Origin of the sequence: Streptococcus parasanguinis (genome assembly GCF_040908565.1) — a bacterium.
Classification (GTDB): domain Bacteria; phylum Bacillota; class Bacilli; order Lactobacillales; family Streptococcaceae; genus Streptococcus; species Streptococcus parasanguinis_AC.
Genome location: NZ_JBDGEA010000008.1, coordinates 14,603 through 40,169, shown reverse-complemented (window position 1 = coordinate 40,169; position 25,567 = coordinate 14,603). Strand labels below are relative to the sequence as shown.

Genomic DNA, 25,567 nt, shown 5'->3' with positions numbered 1-25,567 from the left:
TTGAGCTGCAGTCTCACTGGGTTCCTTTGAGATACAAAAAACCTCACACAGAAAAATCTGTGTGAGGACGATTCGATACCGCGGTGCCACCTCAATTGTAGGAAGCTATTTTTTCTCCTACATCTCTGACCTGTCTAACAACAGGGTGCACGATAAGGTGTGCTCACCGAATTTTTATTGTTTCAAATTCATCATCATAAACGCATCAGCCCATTTCAAGATTCACCACTGCTTGTTCGCAATCACCACAAGCTCCCTGGAAGTAAGAAAAATCTCTACTTTTCTGATGTCTTGAAGCTATTATAGCTCCCGCTTCTGACTTTGTCAACAAAAATTTTAAAAAGGCGCTAAAATGTTCGGATTTTATATTTTTCCATCTTCTGCTAGCAATCGTGCTCGGAGATACTGAAATACTAGATAAGCCAAGTAAGCCCCTAAGGTATTGGTCCACAAATCATCTAGCTCAAAGACACGATTGGCATCAAACAAGAGATCTAACAAAACTTGGCTGCATTCAATCCACAAGCTCATGGCAAAGCCGAAGAACAAGACCCGTTTGCGACTCCTCAACCAGGGCCATAGCCAGAGAAGTTGAAAGACCAGCGGACTTAACAAAAAGACATTGGCTACGTTTTGGAGAATGACCTTAATGAGTTGGATGACACTGGTGATCTGGCCAAGATTCATTAGTGAGTTAAGAGGAACCAGCAGGACGACAATACGACCGAAATGTTGAATACCCGGTGTTTCCATACCTGGCTCTGGATGTTGAGGCAAAAAGCACATCAGGCACAAGAGGATAAAATAGAAGAAGCTGCCACTTCGTAACAGCCATCTTCCTCTCTTTGTTAGTTCCGTTTGATCCATCAGCCCTCGTTTAAGGTTGCGCATGTTCAACAATCGCTTTCTCCCGATCCCGTTTCATCGTATTTGAACGCAATTGGCCACAGGCAGCATCAATATCTGTACCGTGCTCTTGACGCACCACACAGTTGACACCTTGTTTTTTCAAGGTATCATAGAAGGCCATAACCCGTTCTTTTGGACTCCGGCTATATTGGTCATGCTCACTGACAGGATTGTAAGGAATCAAGTTAACATAAGACAATTTCTTGATATTTTTGAGCAATTCTGCCAACTCTAAGGCTTGCTCAACCCCATCATTGACTTCGTTCAACATGATGTACTCAAAGGTCACCCGACGGTTCGTGGTCTCGATATAGTATTCAATCGCCGCAAACAATTTTTCAATCGGGAAAGCCCGGTTGATTTTCATGATGCTAGAGCGCAAATCATTATTTGGAGCATGAAGTGACACTGCCAAATTGACCTGCACTCCTTCATTTGCAAAGTCGCGAATTTTATGGGCTAAACCAGAAGTTGATACGGTAATATGGCGAGCCCCAATCGCTAGCCCCTTATCATCGTTGACGGTCCGGATAAATTTCAAGACGTTGTTATAGTTGTCAAATGGTTCTCCGATCCCCATGACAACGATATGGCTGACCCGTTCATCTTGACCCCGTTCGTCAAAGTATTTTTGGACCAACATGATTTGAGACACTATTTCCCCATTGTTCAAATCGCGTTGTTTTTTGATCAAACCTGAAGCACAGAAGGTACAACCGATATTGCATCCGACCTGAGTCGTTACACAGACAGATAAACCATAGTGCTGACGCATCAAAACCGTCTCAATCAACATGCCGTCTGGCAATTCAAAGAGGTATTTGACCGTTCCATCTGCTGACTCTTGCACGATCCGTTGCTTGAGTGGGTTGACAACGAATTGATCATTTAACTTCGCAATTAAGTCCTTAGAAAGGTTGGTCATTTCTTCGAAAGATTGGACACGTTTACGATAGAGCCATTCCCAGATTTGTGCTGCACGGAATTTCTTTTCGCCATTTTCTTCCGCCCAATCAATCATATCTTGGCGTGTTAAACTATAAATCGATGGTTTCATTCTTTCTTACTCCTCTTTTTGACGAATCACAAAATGACGTTTGTTGTTCGTCTTCGTTGTTTTTTTAGTTTCAGCAGACGGTCTTATTTTTTTTGAGTTATTCGTTGACTGTCCCTTGTCGCGTTCTCGTTTTTGGAAACGATCTTTTTGTTTGCGATTGCGCGAACGCTTCTTAGGCTCTCTTTCTTCTGATTGAGCTTTTTTGACCGGTGATTTCTTATCAAAGGAAGCACGATGAGGCTCCTTATTTTCAAGGACAAAATAAGCACAACCATAGCTACAATATTCTAACAAATAATCGTCTAAGCGACTTAGTTTATCCATCGTTGCAACATCGCGTTCTTCCTTATAGAAGCCACGCAAGCGCAACTGCTCATTGCTCCAATCACCAACAATGTAATCAAACTTGGTTAAAATCTCAGAAAATCGCTGACCAAAAACGGTCGCATCAAATGCTTCCTTCTCATTTTTCAACAGCTCAAAGGAGAGGTTTTCTGAAAGGATCTGGTCTCCTACCTGACGAAACACAGGTCCAGGAAATTTATTGTAATTATATAATTCAGGGTCAATCTCTTTTCGCATAGTGTTCCTTCATCAAAATCTATTTACTGTAACACTTTATTTTATCATAAATTTGATGACTTGCGTCAGATTTGACTAGAAAAGAGTTGAAATTCCTTTGACAGCAAAAAGAGACAAAGAAGGCAATCTTTGTCTCTATGAAGATTCATCGCCAGATGAAAGTGGCAAATAAAGTGTGATTTTCGTATAGCTATTAGCTTTAGAATCAATCTCCATATGATAGGCTTCGCCAAATTGAAGATGCAATCGTTGGTCCACATTTTTCAAGCCAACACCTCCTAAACGAAGAAGGGTTTGGTCTGTTGATCCTGACAAATCAAACCCTTGTCCATTGTCAAAAATCGATACGCAGGCGGAGTCTCCACTGACTTCAGTTGTCACTCGAATGAGACCTGGCCGATCGATCTCTTTAATGCCATGGTAAATCGCATTCTCCACTAAGGGTTGAAGCACTAATTTGGGGAGCTGATAATCGCCCAACCGTTCATCTTCTAGAATTTCATAATTGAGCTTTTCACCATAACGTTGTTTTTGAATAAAAAGATACTGGCGGACATGGTCAATTTCGTCTCTCAGTAGGATTTGTTCCTGGCCTTGGTTGAGAGCCAGTCGAAAATATTGAGCCAAAGATTTGGTGATGTCAACCACGCGCCGACTATCATTAAACTCCGCCATCCAGACAATCGTATCCAAGGTATTGTAGAGAAAATGCGGATTGATCTGAGCCGAAAGTGCCCGCAGCTCGTAACGCCGTGCGTTCTGCTCCTCCTCCTTTACCTGTTGCATGAGATGATCGATTTGATCCAACATGGCATTAAAAGCTTGAGCGAGGTCGACCAATTCTGGAGATCCTTTGGCTGCAGCCCTCACGTGAGCATCTCCTGATCCAATCCTCAAAATGATGGTCTGAAGGTCTCGTAAGGGTTTGATCCACAAACGCAGAACAAAGCCAAGCCCTATTAAACACATGATCAAGGCCAGTAATCCTAGACCAATGAAAGAGTATAGGAGTTGCGACTGAAGCATCTGAAGTCCTTCAAGTGAAGCTACTCCAATCAAGGTCCAATCACTATCTGGAATCGGAACCTGATAGATAAAATTCTGTCCTCCTTTAGCATAGCCATCTGTCACAGCAATATAGGGCTGCATGGCCTGCATCTCTTGGCTGGAGGAATAGACCGCTTTTTTAGGATGGTAGACAAACTCGTGCTTTTGATTAATGATAAAACTAAAGCCTTGTTTCCCTAGCTGAAGGTGATCCAAATAAGCCTGTAAGCTATCGTAGCCAATATCCAAACGTACTACTCCGAGATTTTGACCAGTCTGATCGACTACTTCTTGGGTAATAGAAACCACCCATTTTTCTTTTTCCGAGGTCAAGGATTCCTTTCGAGCTGGCGTCAAAACTGGCATGGCCCTTTCCTTAATCGCCTCTTGATACCAGCTTTCATTCATCATGTCTGATGAAGTCTGCATGCTGATTTTGGAATCTGTCGCTACCAGACGTCCATCCTTGGTCACCAAGACCGCAGAGACCAAGTCCGGATCCGTTTCAATCATCGTTCGCATCAAGTGCTGAACCGTTTCTTGATCCGCACTCTTATCTTGGGCAAATTGTTGAACAGCCTGTTCCTTGCTAAGCACCGTTGTGGTCTGCTTTAATTTTTTTAGATAAGACGTAATAAACTGACTACTTTGGTCGATACTATTTCTTGTCGTCCGCTCCGTTAGCTGGCGGATCGTCCCTGAACTCGTTTGATAGTAAAGGCTACCGATGAGACCAAAAAGTAAGAGAATGAAGAGAAAAAAGTAGAGGACCAGCTGAATCAGCAAGGGATATCGTTTCATTCATGCTCTCCTTTTTTGTACTGCCTTGGCGTCACCCCAACAACCTGCTTAAAGCGTTGAGAAAAATAGTTCATATCTTCAAAACCAACCTGATCTGCAATCTCATAAATCTTTAAATCTGTCGTGAGAAGCAAGAGTTGAGCCTTCTTCATTCGCTCTTGGATGAGGTATTCTTGGAAGGGGAGTCCCAATTTTTTCTTGATCAATACACTTAGATAAGAGGAACTGAAACCAAGTTGATAGGCCAAATCCTTCAGGGTTAACTGCGAATCTGCTAAACGAGCATGAATGGCTTCTTCCAACTCTGTCGAATAACCATGGCTGACCAAATCTTCGACTTGCGCTTTCTTTCGCTCTTTGTCTAGCTTTCCTTTCACCTTGGCTAACATCTCTTCAATATCATCTTTTGAAAAAGGCTTCAGCAAATAATCATCCGCACCTAACTTGATGGCTTTTCTCGCAAACTCAAAGTCATCATAACCTGTCAAAAAAATGATATGACAAGATGGAGATTGCTCTTTAACGAGATGGGCCAGATCCAAGCCATTCATTTGTGGCATATTGATATCGGTTAGAAGAATATCGGCTGGTTGCTCTTGAAACTTCTCCCAAGCCTCACGCCCATTTTCTGCCTGGTTAATGACGGTCATTCCAAACTGTTCATAGTCGACTAAGGAAGTCAGACCCTGCCGAATCAACTCTTCATCTTCCACAATCATAATCTCGTACATGTCTTTCACCTACTTGTTTTTGCTATACTTATTATAGCAAATTATAGACTGAATTGTCTCAGACATAGTCTAATAAATAACCGTAGCCCTTTTCTTTCATTTCTGCTTTGGGTATGAAGGTAATAGACAAACTATTGATACAATAGCGAAGGCCTCCTTTTTCCTTGGGTCCATCTGTAAAAACATGGCCCAGATGGGAATTTCCCACACGACTCCGAACTTCTATCCGAGTCATATTGAAACTCTTATCCTCTTTATAGATCGCCACATCAGGACTAATTGGCCGACTAAAACTTGGCCAACCACATCCAGAATCAAATTTATCCTTAGAGGAAAAGAGCGGCTCACCGGTCACGACATCTACATAAATACCGGCATCAAACTGATCCCAGTAACGATTGGAGAAGGCCCGTTCAGTATCATTTTTTTGTGTCACCGCATACTCTTCTGGGCTCAATTTCTTTTTGATCTCCTCATCACTTGGCTTGGAGTAGCGGCTTGCATCAATCACTGGATAAGAAGCTTGATTGACATCAATATGGCAGTACCCATTTGGATGTTTCTTTAGATAATCCTGATGGTAATCTTCCGCCTGGATGAAATTGGTCAGTGGCTCTTTTTCCACTGCTAACGGTTTGTCGTATTTCTTTGCTACTTCATCAAAGACTTGGTTAATGGTTGGAAGGTCCTCTTGAGAGACATAATAGACACCTGTTCGGTATTGAGTCCCTTGATCGTTTCCTTGACGATTCTTCGACGTTGGGTCGATAATCCGGAAATAGTGCAGGAGCAATTCTTTCAGAGATACCTGCTTGACATTGTAGGTGATGTGAACTGTTTCAGCATGGCCTGTTTGAGGGACCAATTCATACTTGGTCGTTTCTCCCTTCCCATTGGCGTAGCCTGATACAGCATCGATCACACCTGGAACACGGGAGAAATATTCCTCTACGCCCCAGAAGCAACCACCAGCTAGATAGATTTCTCGTTGGTCTTCTGGATTGACTTTTTCTTCCTTCTTTTTGTTTGCTACTGGTGTCTGACTCATGGACGCTTTTTTTATCTGCTCAGTCGTCGCATCTGATGTATCCAAGGCCATGGATCCTTTGACAAGGAAAAAGATTCCAAAACAAAGCAGGCCCACTAAAAGAACGGAAATGAGTTTCCATTTTGTTTCCATTGCCTATCTCCTTACTGCATGTTCTCTAGGGTCTTGAGGATATCCTCTTTATTCATATAGCCAATATGACTCTTCGATAACGTCCCATCGCTATTGATAAAGAGTGCCGATGGATAAGAACGAATCCCATACTCTTTGAGCAAGTCGCCCTTACTGTCCATCAAGACTGGAAAATCCTTGTAATCCAAAGACTGGTACCAGTTTTTGAAATCTGCTTCCGATTTTTCACCATTAAAGGTTGGAGCTACAACGGATAAGACCACATAATCCTTCCCCTCCTCTGCCTTTGCTAAATCATTTGTGTCGCCTAATGTTGAAAGACAGATTGAGCACCAGGAAGCCCAAAACTTGAGATAAACTTTCTTCCCTTTGTAATCTGATAAGCGGTAGGTCTTACCGTCTACTCCTTGCAGGTTAAACTCTTGAACCTTCTTTCCAGCTTGCTCTGAAGGTCCCATTGTGGATGTCTGCTTAGTCTCACTTTTGTTGGATGATTCCATTCCTTGGTTAGAGCAGGCCCCTAACAATCCTACACACAAAAGTCCTGTCGCTACTAAGGCTATTTTTTTCATGTCTTCCTCCTCTTTAATAAATAGGGAGAAAGTCGCCCAAGCAGACGACTTCCTCTTCCTACTGTCCTTTATTGGTCTGATTTCATATCAGATGATTCACTCTTTTCGTCTTTCATTTCTGAATCACTGGATTTCATCTCATCCTTTTTCATATCGTCCTTCATTTCAGAACTGCTGTCAGACATCATAGATGAATCTTTCATGTCTTCTTTTTTCATTTTATCATCGGACATAGATGAATCCTTCATGTCATCCTTCTTCATATCGTCCTTCTTCATCATACTACTATCGTCCGTTTTTTTCATGTCTGAATCTGATTTCTGTCCAGAACAAGCTGCTAAAGTGACGATGCTAAGTGTAGCAATGGAAAGTGCAAGAATTTTTTTCATGATTTTTCTCCTTTAATCATTCAAGATTAGTGAAACAGGGATGCGAGGCTATTAAGATTTCCTAGCATCAGCAAGATGCCCATCAAGATGATGAGGGCACCACCAATTTTTTTCAAGGTTCCCATATGGGGCTTGAGTTTAGCAAAATGTTGTAGAACCCAGCTAGAAGCCAGAGCCAAGACTAAGAAGGGTAGCGCCAATCCCAATGTATAGACCAGCATAAGGAAAGCGCCTTGTAAAGCACCATCTCCTCCAGAAGCGGCAATGGCTAGAACAGAACTTAAAACTGGTCCGACACAAGGGGTCCAACCAAAACTGAAGGTGACCCCTATCAGAAAAGCATTGAAGAATTCATTGCGTTTTTCGTCCTTCTTCAGTTGGATACTCTTTTGTTTTTGGAGTTGCTGAAGATTGATGAGGCCCATCTGATGGATTCCCAATAAGATGACAATCCCTCCTAGTAGGTAACGGAACCAGGGAGCATAGAGTACCTGACCAAGGGCCCCTGCACCATAACCTAGGATGAGAAATACGGTTGATAGACCTGCGATAAAACAAAGAGTCTTCACCAAGCCGTACCAAGAAATGTCTCTTCCAAAAATCCGAACTGTCTTCACACGTTCAGAATCCAATAGAATCCCTACATAGACTGGCATCAGTGGCAAAATACATGGGGAGAAAAAGGATAGAACTCCCGCTAAGAATACTGAAATGGAAAACAAACTGGTTTGAATCATTTCACTACCTCCCTTTCTTTCTGATACCAGTATAAAGAAAAAATCCCTCTAAAAATAGAGAGATTGATAAGCAAAAACTTGAATTTGATTAGAAGGTGAATCTTCCTATCTGCCAACTCTACCTCGTACTTTCAAGTACGAGACTGATCTAACAAGATACTTCTACTTCTACTTCTTTTTCAAATAATCAATGGCGTCTTGAAGGGTTTTGACGGGCACAATTTTCATCTTCGAATGAATTTGTTTTGCTGCATCTTTAGCGGTTTCATAGTTTGATTTAGCCTTTGGATTAGCTTTCTTTTCTTCTTTGGAAACAGGGTTATTAGGGGCAAAGAAAATTTCTGCTCCTTCTTTATCGGCTGCGACGACTTTCTTGTCAATCCCACCGATATCGCCAACCGTTCCATCTTGGTTAATGGTTCCTGTCCCTGCAATATGGCGTCCCTGACGAAGATCTGGATCAGCCACTTGAGTGTAGATGGCTAGGCTAAACATCATGCCAGCACTTGGTCCACCAATCCCTTGGGTCGCAAACTGGACAGGAACATCGCCTTTTGCTTCAGTCCGGTCGATCAGGCTAATTCCGATTCCGTTTTTCCCATTGGACAATTTGATGATCTTTCCGTCTGCGGTCTTGGTTTGTCCATCCTCGATATAGGTCACCGAAATGGGATCACCAATTTTTTGAGACCCAACATAGTCAATCAATTCTTTGGAGCTCTTAAAGGTCTTGCCATTCACACCAGTGACGGTATCCGCAATGTTCAAGATTCCCTTAAAGGTCGAGTCATCTGCTACCTGCATGACATAAACACCAAGAAAGTCCATCTGGGTTTCTTTGCCAGCTGTCTTCAATCCTTGGTAGATGGCCATATTTTGCGAGGTTTCCATATAGAATTGGTTGATCCGCGTGAATTCTTGGCTCGAACTACCACCGGTCATATCCTTGGCAGAATAGATGTCTGTAAAAGGCGTTGCCCAAGCATAGATCAAATCAGCCGGAGTCGCCTCTTTCACTGCCACGGTTACAAAATCATATGATCCTGACTTGGTATCTATTTTTCCATCCACTGTCATGACGGATCGAATATCTTCTGCCGTTCCCGGCATCTCAATATAATAGGGAAGGCGAATCACAAAAGCAGCTAGCAAGAGGAGCAAGAAAAGAACTCCTGCAATCGGCCATCGGTATTCTTTCAACCGTCCTTTTTTCTTTTTAGGGGTCAAGCTTGGTTTATTCGCTTGTGTCATCGTTAATTTCCTCCATTACACTCTCTGGGACATACGGTGAGATATCCTGCTGAAAAGCCAGCAACTCTCGAATACGTGTTGAACTAATGGCCTGGTAAGGAGGCTGGGCATAGAGATAAATAGTCTCCAATTCAGGTGCCAACTGGTGATTAAAATAATCCATATTGGCTTCGTAAACCAGATCCTGTGCATTGCGCAAGCCCCGGATCAAGGTCACCACACCAAGATTGCGCGCCACTGTCACAGCCAACTCTTGGGTCGACGTCACAATTTCAACATTTTCCAAATGAGCCAAGGCCCCTTCTACCATGCGCACGCGCTGCTCAATGGAAAAGAGTCCGACTTTTTCCGGATTATAAAAAATTCCGACATAGACACGGTCAAACAAGCGACTCGCACGCTCGATCAATTGCACATGCCCAATGGTAATCGGATCAAACGATCCTGTGAACAATCCACTTCTATCTGACATATACTGTTACCTTACTAATTCCATAGATTTTTTCTTTCCAGATTCCCACTTGTCCGATTTCCTCAGGAAGTTCTACATGTTTATCGGTTTCGCACACAATCATGATGTTTTCTGACAAGAGTTGACGCTCGCACAAGGTTTCGATATCGCGGACAATCTCTTCCTTGGCATAAGGCGGGTCTAAGAAAACCAGATCAAAAGTGCCCGTTAGAAGCCCCAAGGCTTGCTTGGCCTCCATTTTTAGTAGTTGAAACCGTTCCTTTTCCTTGGTCATGGCAATATTGGCTGCTACAATCTCCTGCGCTCTACGATCTCTTTCTACTAGAACGGCCTCTGACATGCCTCGAGAAACGGCTTCGATAGAAAGCCCACCGCTTCCAGCATAGAGATCCAGCACTCTTCCACCGTCAAAGTAAGGACCAATCATATTGAACATAGCCCCTCTGACCTTATCAGAAGTCGGCCTGGTTGTTTTTCCTTCAAGTGTTTTGAGGGGACGTCCCCCATAGGTTCCAGATACTATTTTCATAGGGACCATTATACCAAAAAAAATCAGAAAATTGCGATTTGATATGGTCAAGCGACATTTAAAAGAGGCTGGGACAAAAGTCCTAGCCTCTCAATTGTTTTTGGATTTTCGAGCAAGACGCAGTGGTTGAGTGGGCTCTACTACGCTGATTTCATCAGCTTTTACAGCCCTACTCAACTGTGCGGAGGCGGGACGACGAAATCGAATTCTAACGAATGACCGATTTCTGTCCCACTCTCTTTCTTTCCTTATAGGATATTTTCATATTCATCGCGGACAGATTGCGGCCAGACACTGGTTTGGACTTCACCGATATGTTTCTTACGAAGCAAGAACATAGCCAAACGAGATTGCCCGATCCCTCCACCAATCGTGAGTGGGAAGAGACCGTTTAACAAGGCCTTGTGCCACTCTAATTGGAGACGATCTTGGTCCCCTGTAATCGCAACTTGGCGACGAAGCGTATCTTCATCGACACGGATCCCCATTGAAGACAACTCAAAGGCTGAACCTAGGACATCATTCCAGACTAGGATATCACCATTCAATCCCTTGTAGCCATTTTCAGATTCTGTTGTCCAGTCATCATAGTCAGGTGCACGTCCATCGTGTGGTTTGCCATCTGCCAGCTCTCCACCAATCCCGATCAAGAAAACGGCTCCGAATTCTTTGGCAATAGCATTTTCACGCTCTTTTGGAGTTAAATCTGGATAGCGTTCCACCAACTCTTCCGTGTGAACGAAGGTAATTTGTTTTGGAAGAACTGACTCAATATCATAGCGCGCTTCTACTGCTAGTTCTGTCAAACGAATTGCCTTGTAGATCTTTTCAACCGTTTCTTTAAGGTAGGCGATATTGCGTTGACCATTTGGGATGACTTTTTCCCAGTCCCATTGGTCTACATAAACAGAGTGGATAGCGTCTAGCGAATCTTCATCTGGACGAAGAGCCTTCATATGGACAAAGAGACCTTCTCCTTCGCCAAAACCAAAACGTGCCAAGGTATGGCGTTTCCATTTTGCAAGTGAATGCACGACTTCATAAGTCTCATCAGGAATTTGAAGGACCTTTACAGATACTGGATGTTCAATCCCAGAAAGGTTATCCTGCATCCCGTCTCCGACCTTGCTCAAAATTGGCCCTTGGACTTCAATGATGTCCAATTTATCTTTTAAATATTGTGTGAAAGTCGTTTTAACAAACGAAATTTCTTTTTGTTGGTGGATAAAACTTTTTTTCATATAGTTCCTCATTTATAGACATTTTAGAAATGATTATACTCTTTTTTCAATCAAAATCAAGTCTTTTCATTCGTTTTCAACTGAATTTTTCTCTTGCAAAAAGGATTCATTTTTGATAAACTATATGTAACCTTTAAAACGTTACATAGGAGAACTGACATGTTTGATGCAAAAAAACTAAAAGAAAGACGCCTGGAAAAAGGCTTGACCCAAGCTGATGTCTACGAGGATCTCAAGATTTCTCGCAAGACCTACTCCAGTTGGGAGAATGGCTTAGCGGAGCCACACGAAAAAAATCTCAGGAGGTTGGCCAAGCGCCTCTCCGTTAAAGAGGACTACTTTATTAACAAAGACTCCGCACTCTACACCTACCCTTTATTAACCCCACCTCATCAAAAGAAAGTCGACCAGTTGGCCAGCCAGTTATTGGAACAGCAGCAAAAAGTTGTTTCCTTGACTGCTTATAAGGTTCTTTCGATTGAGTTGGCAGCCGGTTTAGGACACACCTTTTATGACAACGAAACGGACTATGAAACTGTCTATTTTGACCAAGAGATCCAGCATGACTTTGCTTCTTGGGTATCCGGAAATTCGATGGAACCTCTCTACCCCAATGGCTCTGTTGCCCTCATGAAGCAAACTGGATTTGACTACGATGGGGCGGTCTACGCCCTCATCTGGAACGGAAAGACCTATATCAAGAAAGTCTATCGGGAAGCGGAAGGTTTGCGCTTAGAATCTATCAACCCTGATTATGACGATTTATTTGCTCCCTATGAAGACGAACCCAAAATCGTCGGCATTGTGGTCGGGCATTTTCTTCCGCTTGAGGTGTAAATATGCTATTTGATTATTCACGTGAGCCTCATTCTGATATTGCTTTTGTGGATATGAAAAGTTTTTATGCCAGTTGTGAATGTGTCCGTCTAGGGCTCAATCCCTTGACGACTTCTCTTTGCGTCATGAGTCGGAGCGACAATTCAGCCGGCCTGATTTTGGCCAGCTCTCCCGTTTTCAAACAAGTCTTCGGCAAGAAAAATGTCAGCCGGAGCTACGACCTACCTTTTGATCTCAAAACCAGAAAATTTAATAGCTACGTCGCTAAAAAACAAGGATTGCCAACAGATCCAGCCTTTATTGCATCCATTGAATCCTGGGCCAAGAGGACTCTGATTGTGCCTCCACGGATGAATGCCTACATTCAGGTCAATATGGAGATTCAGAAGGTCTTTCAGGAATTTGCGGCACCAGATGATATTTTCCCTTACTCGATTGACGAAGGCTTTATCGATCTGACTTCTTCCTTAAATTATTTTATTCCAGATTCCTCCCTCTCTCGAAAGGAAAAACTGGATCTCCTTTCTGCCAGAATCCAAAAAAGGATCTGGCAGGAAACTGGAATCTACTCTACTATCGGCCTCAGCAACGCCAATCCCCTTCTTGCCAAGCTAGCCTTGGACAATGAAGCCAAGCATTGTCGAAATATGCGCTCCAATTGGTCTTATGAAGATGTAGAAAGGAAGGTCTGGAAACTGCCCCAGCTCACTGATTTTTGGGGCATTGGACGTCGGACTGAAAAACGATTGCAAGGGATCGGGATCACGTCGATTGCTGAACTGGCCCAGGCTCACCCAGATCTCTTAAAGAAAGAATTCGGAGTCATGGGCCTTCAACTGTGGTTCCATGCTCATGGCATTGATGAAAGCAATGTCCACAAGCCTTATCGTCCGAAATCACGAGGCATTGGCAACTCTCAAATCTTGCCCTATGACTACCATCTACAAGCCGATATTGAACTGGTGTTTCGAGAGATGGCTGAACAGGTAGCTATTCGCTTGCGACGGAAAAAAAAGAAGACCCAATTGGTCTCCATTCATGCCTCCTACTCCAAAATCGAGGGGCTTCCGTCCATTCACTGCCAGCAAAAGATTGAACCCACCCAATCCACCAAGGTTTTATCCGATACGGTTCTACGGCTCTTTCGCTCCAAGTACGAAGGAGGCGCCATTCGCCAGATTGGTATTTTTTATGGAGAACTTGTCGAGGAGTCTCTTCAACTCTTTTCTCTCTTCGATGATCCAGTAGCCTTGGAAAAAGAGGAGAAACTCCAGCAGACGATTGACCGCATTCGGGACCAATTTGGCTTTACCTCTCTTCAGAAAGGCTCCTCATTACTAGAAAACTCACGCGCCATTGCACGCAGTAAACTAACAGGCGGACATTCCGCAGGAGGCTTAGATGGATTAACATGATCGACCGTTCTTATCTCCCTTATCAATCCGCACGCGAATTTCAAGACCGTGGCATGGCCAAATGGGCCGGCTTCTTTTTATCTGAGCACACAACTGCCCTGCATACCAAAGAAATCAACCGCAGTCAGCTCACGGTTCTTCCATTTGTTGAACAGATTCAGCTCCTGGAGCAGGCCTTCCAACAACAAACGACGATCTCGATCACAACTCTAGAGGGAAATCACTTTGCAACCTACACAGGTTCGATTCACACCTTATCTGCTTCTGAACTTCTTCTCAAAAGCGATGGCCACTACCACCGTCTCCTCGTAGACTCTATCATTTTTATTGAATCTGAGGAAACACCCTATGAAACCTATTCAGACTAAACACGAATTACAATTTGATTATTTTTCGGAGAATTACCACCAATTTGAGATGGACTTTTACAAGTGGGCCGCTACTTCTACGCCGCTCGTCTTTTTAGAAGACGATATTCTCCACTCTATGGCAGCAGGCCAGCGAAACTACTTTCGTCTTCACCACACCAAAAGTCGAGATCATCGAGACCATTATTTCTATTTTAAGGTTTCCACACTCTCCCAATCACCCCTGACCCGTATTTACACTTATACAGGCCATCACTTACAAAAGATAGATCCTCATCAGACAGAGAAAAAGGATAGCTTGATCTGAGAAGCTATCCTTTTTCTGAATTTATGGGATTCACTACAGTCCTTACGAGTGATTAGAATCCATCTACATTTGTGTAGATTTTTTGTACGTCCTCATCGTCTTCAAGAACGCTGTAAAGTTTTTCAAATGTTTCCAAATCTTCACCTGACAACTCAACTTCTGATTGAGGAATCATTTCCAATTCTGTTACTTGGAATTCTTCAACACCTGATTCACGCAAAGCAACGATCGCTTTGTGAAGATCAGTTGGAGCAGTGTAGACTGTGATCGTTCCTTCTTCTGCTTCGACATCATCTACATCAACATCTGCTTCAAGCAAAAGCTCAAAGATGGCATCCGCATCATCACCTGCAAAGACGATAACACCCTTGTTGTCAAAGAGGTAAGATACAGAACCGGAAGCTCCCATGTTACCACCGTTTTTACCAAAAGCAGCACGAACATTGGCAGCTGTACGGTTAACGTTTGACGTCAAGGTATCAACGATCAACATCGAACCATTTGGTCCAAATCCTTCGTAACGCCCTTCTGTAAAGGTTTCGTCAGTGTTTCCTTTTGCCTTATCGATCGCTTTATCAATCACGTGTTTTGGCACTTGCGCTTGTTTAGCACGGTCAATAACGAATTTCAAAGCAGTATTTAGTTCTGGATCTGGTTCACCCTTTTTAGCAGCTACATAGATCTCCACACCAAATTTAGCATACACTTTTGAGTTGGCACCATCTTTGGCAGTTTTCTTGGCAACAATATTGGCCCATTTACGTCCCATGAGGATTCTCCTTCATTTTTTTCAAATTATTTTCAATCTTTTATATTATATCACAAATCATAAGACTTGGAAGAGTTTTTTGTGCATCATCCCGGATGGAACTACTCTCCAATCATCCATTATTCATCTCTTAGTCTCACTGGCACCCGCCCCCAGATCTGCTCTGGCAATTGGGGATGGCCTAGTTGATACACCTGATCTGCTTGCTGGGCCAAGGCATCCCAAGGTTCTTTACCGATTCGGGTCACGACCTCTACTGATTTTTTCAAGCCTTTGAGGTGAGCTTGTCCCTTTGCAGAAAACCCTAAGACATGAATGGCATTAGGAAGAGCTTGATCCATCGCCCCTACCAAGATGTAGGTCAAGATGCGACGGACACGCGCCTTAGTATAGCGCTTGGTTGCGACTTTCTCCACCAGGTCTTCCACAGAGCTAGCACTTCGAATGGCATCCTTTATCCGATTGGCCAGCTCTTCATTGACCTGAAATATCTGTGTCAGCTCCGGATGGGTTAGGATTTGATAACGAAGCAGTTGGTCATAATCCTCCCAAGATACCTGTGGAGCCGAATGAAAGAGTTGGCTATTAGGCATAAATTTGTCGACAAAGTCTTGATCATCCTTGTGTAGGCGTAGACTAGTCGCAGAAGCATAAGCCACCTCTTTTTCTTCTGAATGGTAGCCCGCACCTTGACGTTGGATAGGCTTGAGCGCAATCTCCTTCCCAGCACAAGCCTTGGCATAAGCCAAGCCCAGGATATGATTGGGAGTATCCCCTGTGAACTCCACTCCAGCAAAGGTTTCCCACATTTTTTGGGTCTTCTGTGGATAGGATAAATCGTCAGGAAGGCTTCGCAAGAAAGCTTCCATTTCCACTTCTTTCTCAGAGTAAATAGTTGCAATCGCTTGGTAATCTAAGACCTCTTCTGTCCCAAAGGTCAATTGGGCGATTCCCAGACGGGACAAGATCTCCACCGCTCCCTTGGCAAAATGATCCGCCGACTGAACAGCTACGAGAAAGGGAAGCTCGACCACCAGGTCCGCTCCATTTTCCAAAGCCATCTGCGCCCGTGTCCACTTGTCTACAATGGCAGGCTCACCACGTTGGACAAAATTCCCAGACATGGCAACGATTTTCAGTCCTTCTGCCTGTTCCAGCAGGTACTTGTGTCCATTATGAAAAGGATTAAATTCTGCAATAATACCTGTAACTGTCATGCTGGCCTACTTCTGCGCTACAAAAAACCATCGTTTGCTGGTCTTTGTTGGCTCCTTATCTTCAAAGTCCGCGTACAATTTGAAAGATTTAAAGCCAGCCTGCTCCAGCAAAATGTCATAGGTTAAAACTTCATAGGTGCGCTCCTCATGGACTTCATCGTGCCGACTAAAACTACCATCCTCTTCTTGAACAAAGAAAGTCAGCTCATGGACGATCGAGTGAGGGGCCGCATCCTCATAGGTATCCCAGAGCATGGCAAAGTCTTCGGCATTTTCGTGATAAGAATAGCCTGGAAAAACCTCATCCGTCTGGTAGGTTGAATGGACATCAAAGATAAAGACCCCGTCCTCATTGAGGGCATTGTAGACTTCTTTGAAGACATCCCCTACTTCTACCTCGTCCTGCATGTAGCAGATAGAATCAGAATAGCAGGTCACGAAATCGTAAGTACCTGCTTGTGACAGGTCCAGCATATTGCCCTCGATAAAATCAATCTTCTGCTTAGCTGAAGCAGCTCTTTTTTCAGCAATCTTCAGCATATCAGCACTCAGGTCTAATCCTGTTACGTCAAAGCCAGCTTGGGAAAAGCGGACAGACTGAATCCCTGTTCCACATGCCAATTCCAGTAATTTTTTCTTATCTTTTGTCTTTGGGAGATGCCGGAGGGAAAAATCCGTCCACAAATCATACAGACTGTCATCCATGACCGCATCATAGACCGCCGCAAACGTTTCATAAGTCGCCATATTCATGATACCAAGTCCGCCCGTAATCCGATAGAAAATTAGGAGCACGACGATGGAGCTAAGCTCCAAGAAGTGCTATCTATTTTCCGAGGATTACAGGACAGGTTCAAATCCTTTCTAAGATACAAAGAGCCTTAAAAGCAAAGAGAGAATTTTTCTCTTTCTCTCAGCTTTTGGCTCGTGTTCCGTTACCAAACTAACTTAACACGAGGCCCTATCCTTTCTTTCCATAGAATTTCAATTTAACCAACAAAACTCAGTTGCTACCAACTGAGTTTAGCTGCTTATGCTAGGGTTGCTGAAAGATCGACAGCATTTGCTTCGTGCCATAGTTTTTCTAGGTTATAGTGAGCACGCATTTCTTCTGAGAAGACATGGACCACCACACCACCTAAGTCAAGAAGGACCCAACCTCCTGCTGAGTTACCTTCGATGTGGCTGGCATTGCCACCAGCTTCAACGACTTTCTCGCGAATATTTTCTGCGATCGCTTCCAACTGACGACTGTTCATAGAGCTTACGATAACAAAGTAATCCGTCACGCTGGTCAAACTTTGAACATCCAAAGCCACAATATCTTCTGCACGTTTTTCATCAGCAGCTTTAACAACAAGTTCAAGTAATTCTTTTTCTTTCATTTAGTTCTCTTTCTTTAAAAAATTGTTTTGTAGTCTAAGACATTCGCAAAACGTTCTGCCCAAATATTTTCATAAAATTCATTAAGCGTTTCTGCTGGGATGTCCTCTCCATCAAAGGTTGTAACAGCTCCTTCTGGAACGACCAGCTTATAGCCGTATTCAAATCCCACTTTGATAGATGTATCGACACAATATTCTGTCTGCATGCCACACAGGACCAGTTGTTCAACCCCTTGTTGATCCAAGTATTCTTTTAATCCTGTCTCTTTAAACATACTATTGTATCGCTTCTGAAATACCTTTTCATTCGCCTGTCTCTTCAACAGAGGCGATAACTGCCAATCTTCTGAAGTTAAAGCCTCTGGCGTTTCAATATGCTGCATGTAGATGATTTCAATCTGCTGTTTTCTTGCCTGATCTTGCAAATAAGCAATCTTCTCTAAGAGCTTATCTGTCTCAAAACCTGTCTCCACGAGGATATTTTGTACATCAATAATGATTAAAGCTGTTTTCACTCACTGCTCCTCTTTCAAATACTTCACAAAGGCATTGTAGGTTTCAAGGGTTTGGGGATAAATCGGCAATCCTTGGTGAGCCAGGTGTTCGACTGTGCGAGCCGTTTCATAGGCCACGGCACGATCCAAGGAGACTTGAGCGATTTCCCGCGCTTGATCCACCCCTGGAAAGGCCCGGTTATGCTCAATATAATCTGCTACATAGACAATCTTGTCTAAGGTTGACATCTGTCCACTCCCCACTGTGTGAATCTCAATACTGCGAAGAATGGCTGGATCTGTCAATCCGAGATCTTCTTGGATCTTATAAATCCCGACCATCCCATGCCAGACATTGTTGCCCCAGTTTTTTAATGATGGATCTAGCTCATAGCGATCAATCAAGTCCAAAAATTCCTGATCCGATAATTTCTTGGCATAGTCATGCAACAAACCTGCTAGGCCAGCCTGCTCTTCATCGGCTCCATAGCGTTTGGCCAAGTCACGCGCGGCCTTCTCAACCCCTAAACAGTGGGTTAGACGTTTTTCTGGCAGGATTTGACGCATTTTTTCAAGCAAGACCTCACGAGAAAAGCCTAGGTAGTTTTCATAGGTCATTGATACAATCCTTCTTTCTTGATGTAATCCAAGACTGGTTTTGGCAACATAAAATTCGGCGTCCGACCTTTGGTAAGAAAATCGCGCACCATACTAGAGGAGATGTCCATTAGGGGAACATCCACCCAGATCACCGGATAAGAAGTCCCTGCCTTATAGCGTGGTCGCTGTACTCCGACAAATTGCACAATCTCCACCAATTCATCAATACGATGCCATTTGGGTAAATAATCCACCATATCTGCACCAATAATGAAGTAATAGTCTGTGTCTGGATCTCGTTCATTGAGCAAGAGCATGGTATCGTAGGTATAGGAAATCCCTTTGCGCTCAAGCTCAATCGTCTCGATTTCAAGACCTTCAATGCCTTCAATGGCTAATTCCAGCATCTTGAGGCGATGGTGCTCTGAAATCGTCCCCTTGGCATCGACATGCGGTGGCTCATACTCAGGCATCAAGAGCACCTTATCTAACCCTAATTGTTGGCGCACTTGATCCGCAACGACCAAATGGGCATTATGGACCGGATTGAAATTCCCACCCAAAATACCAACTTGTTTGCGTTTCTTGTCTTTGATCTCTGGCTCTAACTCTACCTTGGTAAAGGGAGTCAATAGTTCAATTGCCATAGGTTTGCTCTCCTGTGTCTCTTAGATTTCTTTTACTTTGACTGAAATCTTCCGGTTTTCTTTTTTGCTTGATTGTTTATACAAGATGAGGATGCGTCCAATTTTTTGAACCGTATCCACACCGATTTCTTCTTCCAAGATTTCCGCTACTTCATGGATATTCTCGTCCGTATTTTGAAGGAGGGTCACCTTGATCAGTTCGCGAGCGTCTAGCGCTTGACGAACACTAGTTTTGATTTGGTCATTGAGCCCATTTTTCCCAATTTGGATAATGGGTTTGAGGCTGTGGGCTTGGCTATTGAGAAAAGCCCGTTGTTTAGATGTTAATGTCATGCTTTACTTCCTTTTTTTTGATCGTTATTTTAAGTGGTGGGGACGGTCGGAACTAATTTTTCAAAGATCTCATCTTTGAAAAATGGATTTCCTTACCTCAAAATGGAGCCTTGGTCTCCATTTTGCCCTTGCCAATCGATCGATTGGCAACTACACCACGGCAATAACGATCCCTATTTGAGCTCACTTCGTTCACTCTTCATTTTCATTCTATTTCATATTTTTAAATAATAGCTTTGCGGGTGACGACGGCGACGCCTTCTGGTGCCCACACAGCTACTTTTGCTTCCCCATTGACGCGGATCCAGCCGAGTCCTGAGATGACCAGGTCTGTCTTGTCCTTGATGGTAAACTCATGAGAAACCAAGGGTGGGAATTCTTCTTTTTCCTTGCTATTAGGGGGGGTTAATAAGCTACCTACATGCTTGTCATAAAAGGCCGTCGCTCCTTCGAGTTTGGTCCGATGAAGCTTGAGTTCGTTGTCAAAGAAGGCGGTAAAACCTTGTTTTTCTCCCTTGATAAAGTCAAAGCGTCCCAAGCCGCCCAAGAAGAGGGTTTGTTCTGGATTGAGCTGGTAGGTCTTGGGCTTGATTTCCTTTTTAGGGCTGACATACTTGAGGTTTTTCGCCGTCAAGTAGTGGGCCATCTGGTGGCGATGGATAATCCCAGGTGTATCGTAGATGTAGGATCCATCGTCCAGTGGGATTTCGATCTTGTCCAGTGTTGTCCCTGGGAAGCGAGAAGTCGTAATGATATCCTTGTCCCCTGTGATTTCTTGGATGATTGCATTAATGAGGGTCGATTTCCCAACGTTGGTCACACCTACCACATAGACATCACGTCCCTTACGGTGCTGCTCAATTTTTTCCATCAAATCCTTGATAGCACTCTTGTTTTGGGCAGAGGTGAGGACCACATCGACAGGACGCATGCCTTCTTCGTGGGCTCGCTCCATCAACCAATGGGTCACCTTGCTATCCTTGACAGACTTGGGCAAGATATCCTTTTTATTTCCGACCAACAGCACATCATTTCCTGCTACAAAACGGGGTAAGCCGGGGATGACGGATCCATTAAAGTCAAAAATATCGACTACATTAACCACGAGTGCATCACTATCCCCTACTTCGTGAAGGAGCTTTAGGAAATCATCATCTGTCAGATGCACATCTGTGATTTCATTATAGTGACGTAGACGGAAACAGCGTTGGCAATAAACTTCGCCTGTTTCCAAGCCCTTTTCAAGAGCTGATTGGGGAGTATAGCCTAGCCCCTCTTTGTTTTCTGTCTGAATGGGGGCTCCACAGCCAATACAGAATAATTCTTCCATTCTTAAATTCCTTTTTTGTATACAATCGGACCATATTTTTCGGCCATTTGCTTCATGACACGGCGTTCACGCGCCCGGTTGATCTGCGTCTTGATGGAGTCATGCTCGACCAAAGGCTTGACCAAAATCGAACGAATGCCCGCCCGATGAGCTGCTCGAATGTCGGTCATCAATTGATCCCCTACCATGACCACTTCATTTTTTTCATAGTGGAAACGTTTGAGGGCCCGATCAATCCCAAAGGTAAAGGGCTTGAGCGACCAGGCTTCATAGTCAATATCAAATTTCTCGACAGCGCGCTTGACCCGTTTGGGACTATTATTAGACACCACGATAACCCGGATCCCTCCATCACGAAGGTCATGCAACCACTGACGCATCTCAGGAGTACCATCCGGATTGTTCCAAGCAATCAAGGTATTATCCAAATCCACAAGGACTGCCTTGATGCCCTGTTTTTTCAAGTCTGCAACGGTGAGATCATAGGCTGCTTCCACCGCAAAATCTGGTTTGTAATTTTCGATTGACACGTTTTTCTCCATTTTTTATACTCCTTTCATTGTAGCATAAAAAGGCCCATTTTGCACCCGCTTCACGACTAAAACAGCGACAGACTCCAATCAGGTCAATTTCACTGCTCAAAAAATAGACAAAATCCTTACAAAGTTCCAAAAACATGATATAGTAGAAGAAAAAGAACTCGGAATTTTTTATGAAACAAACAAACTTAAAAGATGTCTCACCTCTTCTCCAGCGCATCATTAATTGGTCATCCATCATTGGGGCTCTTGGGACCTTGGCCTTTTGTATCTGGGCCTACTTTTCTGGAATCCTTCAATCCAAAGAAACCTTGTCAGCTTTTATTCTCCAAGCTGGAATCTTCGGACCACCTCTCTTTATCTTTCTTCAGATCCTCCAGACAGTGGTGCCTATTATTCCTGGCGCTCTAACATCTGTCGCTGGTGTCTTTATCTATGGCCACATCATTGGGACCATCTACAACTACATCGGCATCGTCATTGGCTGTGCCATCATCTTCCATCTCGCCAGAATGTACGGGCCCAAGTTCGTCCAATCCATGGTCAGTCAGAAAACCTACGACAAGTATATTAACTGGCTCAACGAAGACAAGCGTTTTGATCGTTTCTTCATCTTCATGATGATTTGGCCAATTAGTCCTGCCGACTTTATCTGTATGCTGGCAGGTCTGACCAATATGACCTTCAAACGCTACATGACCATCATCATCCTCTGCAAACCCATCACTCTCGTCATCTACACCTACGGCCTAACCTATATCATCGATTATTTCTGGAAAATGGTCTAAAGCATAACACCACCTCCTAATTGACTAGGAGGTGGTGTTTTTGTAGTCCTATGAATAGTTTATTACTCTCTATTTCGCAACCCAACCAATCGCATCTGCAGGAGGATTGTCCACATCAATCCAGATAAAGTCAATACCAATTTCACCGTTTTTGAATTTGGAAAGACGGATACCATTGATTTCTAGCTGAGAAAGTTTCTTACCCGTTAAGATCTCTCTATCTTTTAGCTGAAAGACCCCACGAAGAATCCAATTACCAAGAATTTCTTGCTTATCAGTTGATTGAATGGCCTTCCCAGCTTCTTGGTTGATATAGGCAGTAATCACATCACCTGATGATAAAAATCGTAGCTTAAAGGTCCGTTCTTCTTTTGGGAGCACAAGTTTACTTGTACCTGGCTCAAACCTTCCAATATCTTTACCAAAAAAGTCTGGACGCTCCTCATGAAAATGTTTGGAGTCTGGAAGAGGAATATACACTTCACTGACTGGACGATACACCAGCTGTTCAATTTCTTTGATTAGTTTTTCATTCCCCGTCTCGTGTACACAGCGAATCAAGTCCTCGCGAACAGATTTCATCTGGGCTTTTTCTTCCTTGGTAGACCATTTTTTCAAGAGGATTTCTTCTAAAGAAAAGGTCACAAAAGCTAGTTCTTCTGGAGCGAGACTGTCTTTAAATTTGTCCTGAATCTTTAAAATCCGTGGCAAGCGATCTTTTTTGGCCAATTTTGATCCACCATTAAAGGCGTTAAAGCCCGAATTTTCTTCTACATTTCCGTGCTTATCTGTGATCACCCAAGAAACCGTCTCAAGAATCTCCGAATCACTTTTTTCTGAGGTCAATAAGTGAAGGTGTTCAAAGAGATAAAAGGGATCTTCGACATAATTCACATCCCAAGTATCAACCACAATCTCCTTATTCCTAAAGGTCATATGGAGCTGACTATCTGCGGCCGTGTACTTGTAGTCATGATGACCGTCTGTGAAACGGAAATTTGTCGGATTGTTCTTGGTTGTCGAGCCTAAAATCTTGAGATGGTCTAGATCAACGGGCAAATAAGTCGTCTCTCCCACATGGATCTGAGGTTTGTGACCTTTCGAGGTCGGCATCAAGACATGATAGACGGCTTCTACATGACTAGAATCAGAATGAAACCCCTTTATGAGTGCTTTGGATGATTCAATCCGTTGATTTCGCAAGGTCGCAATCTCACGGGCCAGTTTTTCATATCGGGCATCATTTTCTTTATCAGCTGTTTCCTTGTCCGGTGAACTATCAGCATGAAATCGAATTTCGCTCAATAACTCATTCCAAGACTGTGAATCTTTCTTGAACTGAGCAATCTTTTGATCCCCTGAATCCAAACCAAAGGATTTAATCCCAACCAAATACTTATGTTGCTTATCAACGACCAGCGAAGCATCATAGGAGGTGTTGGCAATATCCTCACCAACAGCATGAAAAGCTTTTTGGAAAACAGTCTCTTGGAATTTTGAATTGACTATCGGAGCAACATAGTTTTCTCGATCATTAGAATCTTCGGCTTCTGCCTTTTGAGAAAATGCTTCACTCAGACTAGCAAAATTGGTAATGAGAGTCTTATATTTCTCTTTTTGTTCTTGTTTTAAGTGTTCCCACATCATTCATTCCTCACTTCTTATTTAAGTATATCAAAAGAAGACTAGATTTTCACTAGTCCTCTCACTTATATAATTCGTTAAATAATGCTGTAAAACTCTAAATTGCCACGTTTTTTTACCAATCTGAAATAATCTTCATCAGATAAAATTGCAAGCCCATCCTCATAGGAAGCAATTTTCTTCTCTGCTTCCTCATAAGAGGAGACAAAATCTTTCACATAAGACTGGCCTTCAAACTGGCCATTCATCTTGGTATAGATAATCGCGAATTTTCCGGAGCGATCCAGTTGAGACTGCCCTTGGCTCTCGTTTAAGGCCTTGGCAACATTCTCCGCGATGCGTTTAATCACAGGGACGACCACACTATTTCCAGCCTGTTTATAGAGTTGACCATTGGAAACCCCCTCAGGCAACTTAAAGGTCTTTGGATAACCTTGTACATTGAAGGTTTCCTTCGGTGTTAACTTCCGAATCTCCCCACTGTCAGTCAAAATCAATGGAACATTATGCCCACCAGTTCCCATATTGGCCGTTAAGGTTGGAACAACGCCACTTTTATTCTCACGAACATATTGACGACGCCACTGGTAGACCGTATCTTGACTAGTCACATTGGCCTTGAGGTCAGCATAGAAATTTTGCTTACCTTCTCGATAATAGTAGGCTTCATCTGGCTTGGCACCAAAATCAATAACATCAGCCAAGGTCGTTGTCAGCTTGATTTCCTCTGGAAACTCAAACAAATCATAAGCTTCTTTGGTATCAAAACCAACAATGTAGATCCGCTCACGGTTTTGTGGGATATTTCCATAGTCTTTCCCATTGAGTACCTTCCACTTGATGAAGTAGTTGTTCTCAGTCAAAGCCTCACGAATAACCTTGAAGGTATTGCCATGGTCATGGCCGACCATGTTCTTGACGTTTTCGATGAAAATGGCACGAGGTCTACGCCCCTCAATCATGCGAAGCAATTCGAAAAATAGATCGCCACGATCATCATCAAAGCCCTTGCGATAACCCGCAATACTAAAGGCCTGACAAGGGAAACCTCCCATAATCACATCCACGCGCTCAGCCGGAATGTCTTCCGGCTGTACCGCATGAATATCACGACTATCCAAATGTGTATTTGGATAATTTAAACGATAAGTCTGACGCGCATACTTATCAAATTCATTGGCATACACCACTCTGAACTCGTTGGTCTGTTCAAATCCCAACTCAATTCCCCCAACACCTGAGAAGAAAGCTGCAATGTTGTACTTCCCAGGTCGGTTCGAACTTACAGAATTTGTCATGTAGTAACCTGCTTTCTAAAAGATTGACTTTTCTAGTATAACATGAATAATTTATTTAATCATAATTTTCATTCAAAAAGATATAACAGCATCAAATA

30 protein-coding genes and 1 other annotated feature are annotated in these 25,567 nt (G+C 43.3%); of the genes, 5 read left to right on the top strand and 25 right to left on the bottom strand.

The window, feature by feature from the left end; translation table 11 throughout:
- Positions 1-60: 60 nt before the first annotated feature.
- Positions 61-296, bottom strand: a binding site (T-box leader).
- 67 nt (positions 297-363) lie between these two features.
- From AB5Y61_RS05345 to asnA, 13 genes are all read right to left on the bottom strand, one after another.
- Positions 364-891 (bottom strand): VanZ family protein, encoded by a 528-nt coding sequence (locus AB5Y61_RS05345; RefSeq protein WP_368403418.1) that lies wholly within the window; start codon positions 889-891, stop codon positions 364-366.
- On the bottom strand, positions 878-1,966 hold the full coding sequence (gene rlmN, locus AB5Y61_RS05340; protein WP_003005918.1) for a 23S rRNA (adenine(2503)-C(2))-methyltransferase RlmN: 1,089 nt from the start codon (positions 1,964-1,966) through the stop codon (positions 878-880). Before rlmN ends, AB5Y61_RS05345 begins: the two co-directional genes overlap by 14 nt.
- A gap of 6 nt (positions 1,967-1,972) precedes the next feature.
- A complete protein-coding gene (locus AB5Y61_RS05335; RefSeq protein ID WP_368403417.1) occupies positions 1,973-2,548 on the bottom strand; it encodes a YutD family protein in 576 nt (191 codons plus the stop codon).
- A 135-nt stretch (positions 2,549-2,683) separates the two neighbouring features.
- Positions 2,684-4,396, bottom strand: a complete 1,713-nt coding sequence (locus AB5Y61_RS05330) for a sensor histidine kinase (protein ID WP_368403416.1) — start codon at positions 4,394-4,396, stop codon at positions 2,684-2,686.
- The gene (locus AB5Y61_RS05325; protein ID WP_368403415.1) at positions 4,393-5,127 is read right to left on the bottom strand and encodes a response regulator transcription factor; all 735 of its coding nucleotides are present in this window, start codon (positions 5,125-5,127) and stop codon (positions 4,393-4,395) included. Before AB5Y61_RS05325 ends, AB5Y61_RS05330 begins: the two co-directional genes overlap by 4 nt.
- A 58-nt stretch (positions 5,128-5,185) precedes the next feature.
- Positions 5,186-6,307 carry a peptide-methionine (R)-S-oxide reductase MsrB gene (msrB, locus tag AB5Y61_RS05320; protein ID WP_368403414.1) on the bottom strand — a complete coding sequence of 374 codons (1,122 nt, stop codon included), beginning with the start codon at positions 6,305-6,307 and terminating at the stop codon, positions 5,186-5,188.
- A gap of 11 nt (positions 6,308-6,318) precedes the next feature.
- Positions 6,319-6,879: a redoxin family protein gene (locus AB5Y61_RS05315; RefSeq protein WP_368403413.1), complete on the bottom strand. Its 561-nt coding sequence runs from the start codon at positions 6,877-6,879 to the stop codon at positions 6,319-6,321.
- A gap of 68 nt (positions 6,880-6,947) precedes the next feature.
- Positions 6,948-7,268, bottom strand: a complete 321-nt coding sequence (locus tag AB5Y61_RS05310) for a hypothetical protein (protein WP_006596806.1) — start codon at positions 7,266-7,268, stop codon at positions 6,948-6,950.
- 26 nt (positions 7,269-7,294) lie between these two features.
- Positions 7,295-8,005, bottom strand: a complete 711-nt coding sequence (gene ccdA2 / locus AB5Y61_RS05305) for a thiol-disulfide oxidoreductase-associated membrane protein CcdA2 (protein ID WP_315377421.1) — start codon at positions 8,003-8,005, stop codon at positions 7,295-7,297.
- Between the two features lie 168 nt (positions 8,006-8,173).
- Complete coding sequence (locus AB5Y61_RS05300; RefSeq protein WP_368403412.1) at positions 8,174-9,256, bottom strand: SepM family pheromone-processing serine protease; 1,083 nt, start codon at positions 9,254-9,256, stop codon at positions 8,174-8,176.
- Entirely contained in the window at positions 9,240-9,728 is a 489-nt protein-coding gene (gene coaD / locus AB5Y61_RS05295) for a pantetheine-phosphate adenylyltransferase (RefSeq protein WP_368403411.1), read from the bottom strand. Before coaD ends, AB5Y61_RS05300 begins: the two co-directional genes overlap by 17 nt.
- Positions 9,718-10,257, bottom strand: a complete 540-nt coding sequence (gene rsmD, locus AB5Y61_RS05290) for a 16S rRNA (guanine(966)-N(2))-methyltransferase RsmD (protein ID WP_302692889.1) — start codon at positions 10,255-10,257, stop codon at positions 9,718-9,720. Before rsmD ends, coaD begins: the two co-directional genes overlap by 11 nt.
- A gap of 248 nt (positions 10,258-10,505) precedes the next feature.
- Positions 10,506-11,498: an aspartate--ammonia ligase gene (gene asnA, locus AB5Y61_RS05285; protein WP_003014342.1), complete on the bottom strand. Its 993-nt coding sequence runs from the start codon at positions 11,496-11,498 to the stop codon at positions 10,506-10,508.
- 159 nt (positions 11,499-11,657) lie between these two features.
- Between asnA and AB5Y61_RS05280 the strand changes: the two genes are divergently transcribed.
- Genes AB5Y61_RS05280 through AB5Y61_RS05265 form a run of 4 tightly spaced genes read left to right on the top strand, consistent with a single transcriptional unit; the run spans position 11,658 to position 14,425 of the window.
- Positions 11,658-12,335 (top strand): helix-turn-helix domain-containing protein, encoded by a 678-nt coding sequence (locus AB5Y61_RS05280; protein WP_021152744.1) that lies wholly within the window; start codon positions 11,658-11,660, stop codon positions 12,333-12,335.
- 2 nt (positions 12,336-12,337) lie between these two features.
- Positions 12,338-13,750: a Y-family DNA polymerase gene (locus AB5Y61_RS05275; RefSeq protein ID WP_368403410.1), complete on the top strand. Its 1,413-nt coding sequence runs from the start codon at positions 12,338-12,340 to the stop codon at positions 13,748-13,750.
- Complete coding sequence (locus AB5Y61_RS05270) at positions 13,747-14,118, top strand: hypothetical protein (protein ID WP_368403409.1); 372 nt, start codon at positions 13,747-13,749, stop codon at positions 14,116-14,118. The genes AB5Y61_RS05275 and AB5Y61_RS05270 overlap by 4 nt, the downstream gene beginning before the upstream one ends.
- Positions 14,099-14,425: a DUF5960 family protein gene (locus AB5Y61_RS05265; RefSeq protein WP_049472977.1), complete on the top strand. Its 327-nt coding sequence runs from the start codon at positions 14,099-14,101 to the stop codon at positions 14,423-14,425. The genes AB5Y61_RS05270 and AB5Y61_RS05265 overlap by 20 nt, the downstream gene beginning before the upstream one ends.
- Before the next feature lie 52 nt (positions 14,426-14,477).
- On the opposite strand, the gene AB5Y61_RS05260 is transcribed toward AB5Y61_RS05265, so the two are convergent.
- From AB5Y61_RS05260 to AB5Y61_RS05215, 10 genes are all read right to left on the bottom strand, one after another.
- Positions 14,478-15,194, bottom strand: coding sequence for a YebC/PmpR family DNA-binding transcriptional regulator (locus tag AB5Y61_RS05260; RefSeq protein ID WP_368403408.1), 717 nt, complete (start codon positions 15,192-15,194; stop codon positions 14,478-14,480).
- Between the two features lie 119 nt (positions 15,195-15,313).
- The gene (locus tag AB5Y61_RS05255) at positions 15,314-16,411 is read right to left on the bottom strand and encodes a nucleotidyltransferase (RefSeq protein ID WP_368403407.1); all 1,098 of its coding nucleotides are present in this window, start codon (positions 16,409-16,411) and stop codon (positions 15,314-15,316) included.
- 6 nt (positions 16,412-16,417) lie between these two features.
- Positions 16,418-17,158, bottom strand: a complete 741-nt coding sequence (locus AB5Y61_RS05250; protein ID WP_277754530.1) for a class I SAM-dependent DNA methyltransferase — start codon at positions 17,156-17,158, stop codon at positions 16,418-16,420.
- A gap of 284 nt (positions 17,159-17,442) precedes the next feature.
- Positions 17,443-17,796: a ribosome silencing factor gene (gene rsfS / locus AB5Y61_RS05245; protein ID WP_368403406.1), complete on the bottom strand. Its 354-nt coding sequence runs from the start codon at positions 17,794-17,796 to the stop codon at positions 17,443-17,445.
- 14 nt (positions 17,797-17,810) lie between these two features.
- Complete coding sequence (locus AB5Y61_RS05240) at positions 17,811-18,311, bottom strand: cysteine hydrolase family protein (protein ID WP_368403405.1); 501 nt, start codon at positions 18,309-18,311, stop codon at positions 17,811-17,813.
- Positions 18,312-18,908 (bottom strand): bis(5'-nucleosyl)-tetraphosphatase (symmetrical) YqeK, encoded by a 597-nt coding sequence (gene yqeK, locus AB5Y61_RS05235; protein WP_368403404.1) that lies wholly within the window; start codon positions 18,906-18,908, stop codon positions 18,312-18,314.
- Positions 18,905-19,537 carry a nicotinate-nucleotide adenylyltransferase gene (locus tag AB5Y61_RS05230; RefSeq protein ID WP_368403403.1) on the bottom strand — a complete coding sequence of 211 codons (633 nt, stop codon included), beginning with the start codon at positions 19,535-19,537 and terminating at the stop codon, positions 18,905-18,907. The genes yqeK and AB5Y61_RS05230 overlap by 4 nt, the downstream gene beginning before the upstream one ends.
- A gap of 21 nt (positions 19,538-19,558) precedes the next feature.
- Entirely contained in the window at positions 19,559-19,870 is a 312-nt protein-coding gene (yhbY, locus tag AB5Y61_RS05225) for a ribosome assembly RNA-binding protein YhbY (RefSeq protein ID WP_006595720.1), read from the bottom strand.
- 223 nt (positions 19,871-20,093) lie between these two features.
- Positions 20,094-21,200, bottom strand: a complete 1,107-nt coding sequence (gene yqeH, locus AB5Y61_RS05220; RefSeq protein ID WP_003005850.1) for a ribosome biogenesis GTPase YqeH — start codon at positions 21,198-21,200, stop codon at positions 20,094-20,096.
- Positions 21,201-21,202: 2 nt separating this feature from the next.
- A complete protein-coding gene (locus tag AB5Y61_RS05215) occupies positions 21,203-21,730 on the bottom strand; it encodes a YqeG family HAD IIIA-type phosphatase (RefSeq protein ID WP_045759146.1) in 528 nt (175 codons plus the stop codon).
- Between the two features lie 182 nt (positions 21,731-21,912).
- Here AB5Y61_RS05215 and AB5Y61_RS05210 point away from each other — a divergent pair, with 182 nt between their 5' ends.
- Entirely contained in the window at positions 21,913-22,527 is a 615-nt protein-coding gene (locus tag AB5Y61_RS05210) for a TVP38/TMEM64 family protein (protein ID WP_368403402.1), read from the top strand.
- Positions 22,528-22,596: 69 nt separating this feature from the next.
- Here the strand turns inward: AB5Y61_RS05210 and AB5Y61_RS05205 are convergent, their stop codons facing one another.
- Together AB5Y61_RS05205 and AB5Y61_RS05200 are read right to left on the bottom strand one after the other, a co-directional pair.
- A complete protein-coding gene (locus AB5Y61_RS05205; protein ID WP_368403401.1) occupies positions 22,597-24,171 on the bottom strand; it encodes a hypothetical protein in 1,575 nt (524 codons plus the stop codon).
- A gap of 77 nt (positions 24,172-24,248) precedes the next feature.
- Positions 24,249-25,469: a DNA cytosine methyltransferase gene (locus AB5Y61_RS05200; protein WP_368403400.1), complete on the bottom strand. Its 1,221-nt coding sequence runs from the start codon at positions 25,467-25,469 to the stop codon at positions 24,249-24,251.
- Positions 25,470-25,567: the final 98 nt, after the last annotated feature.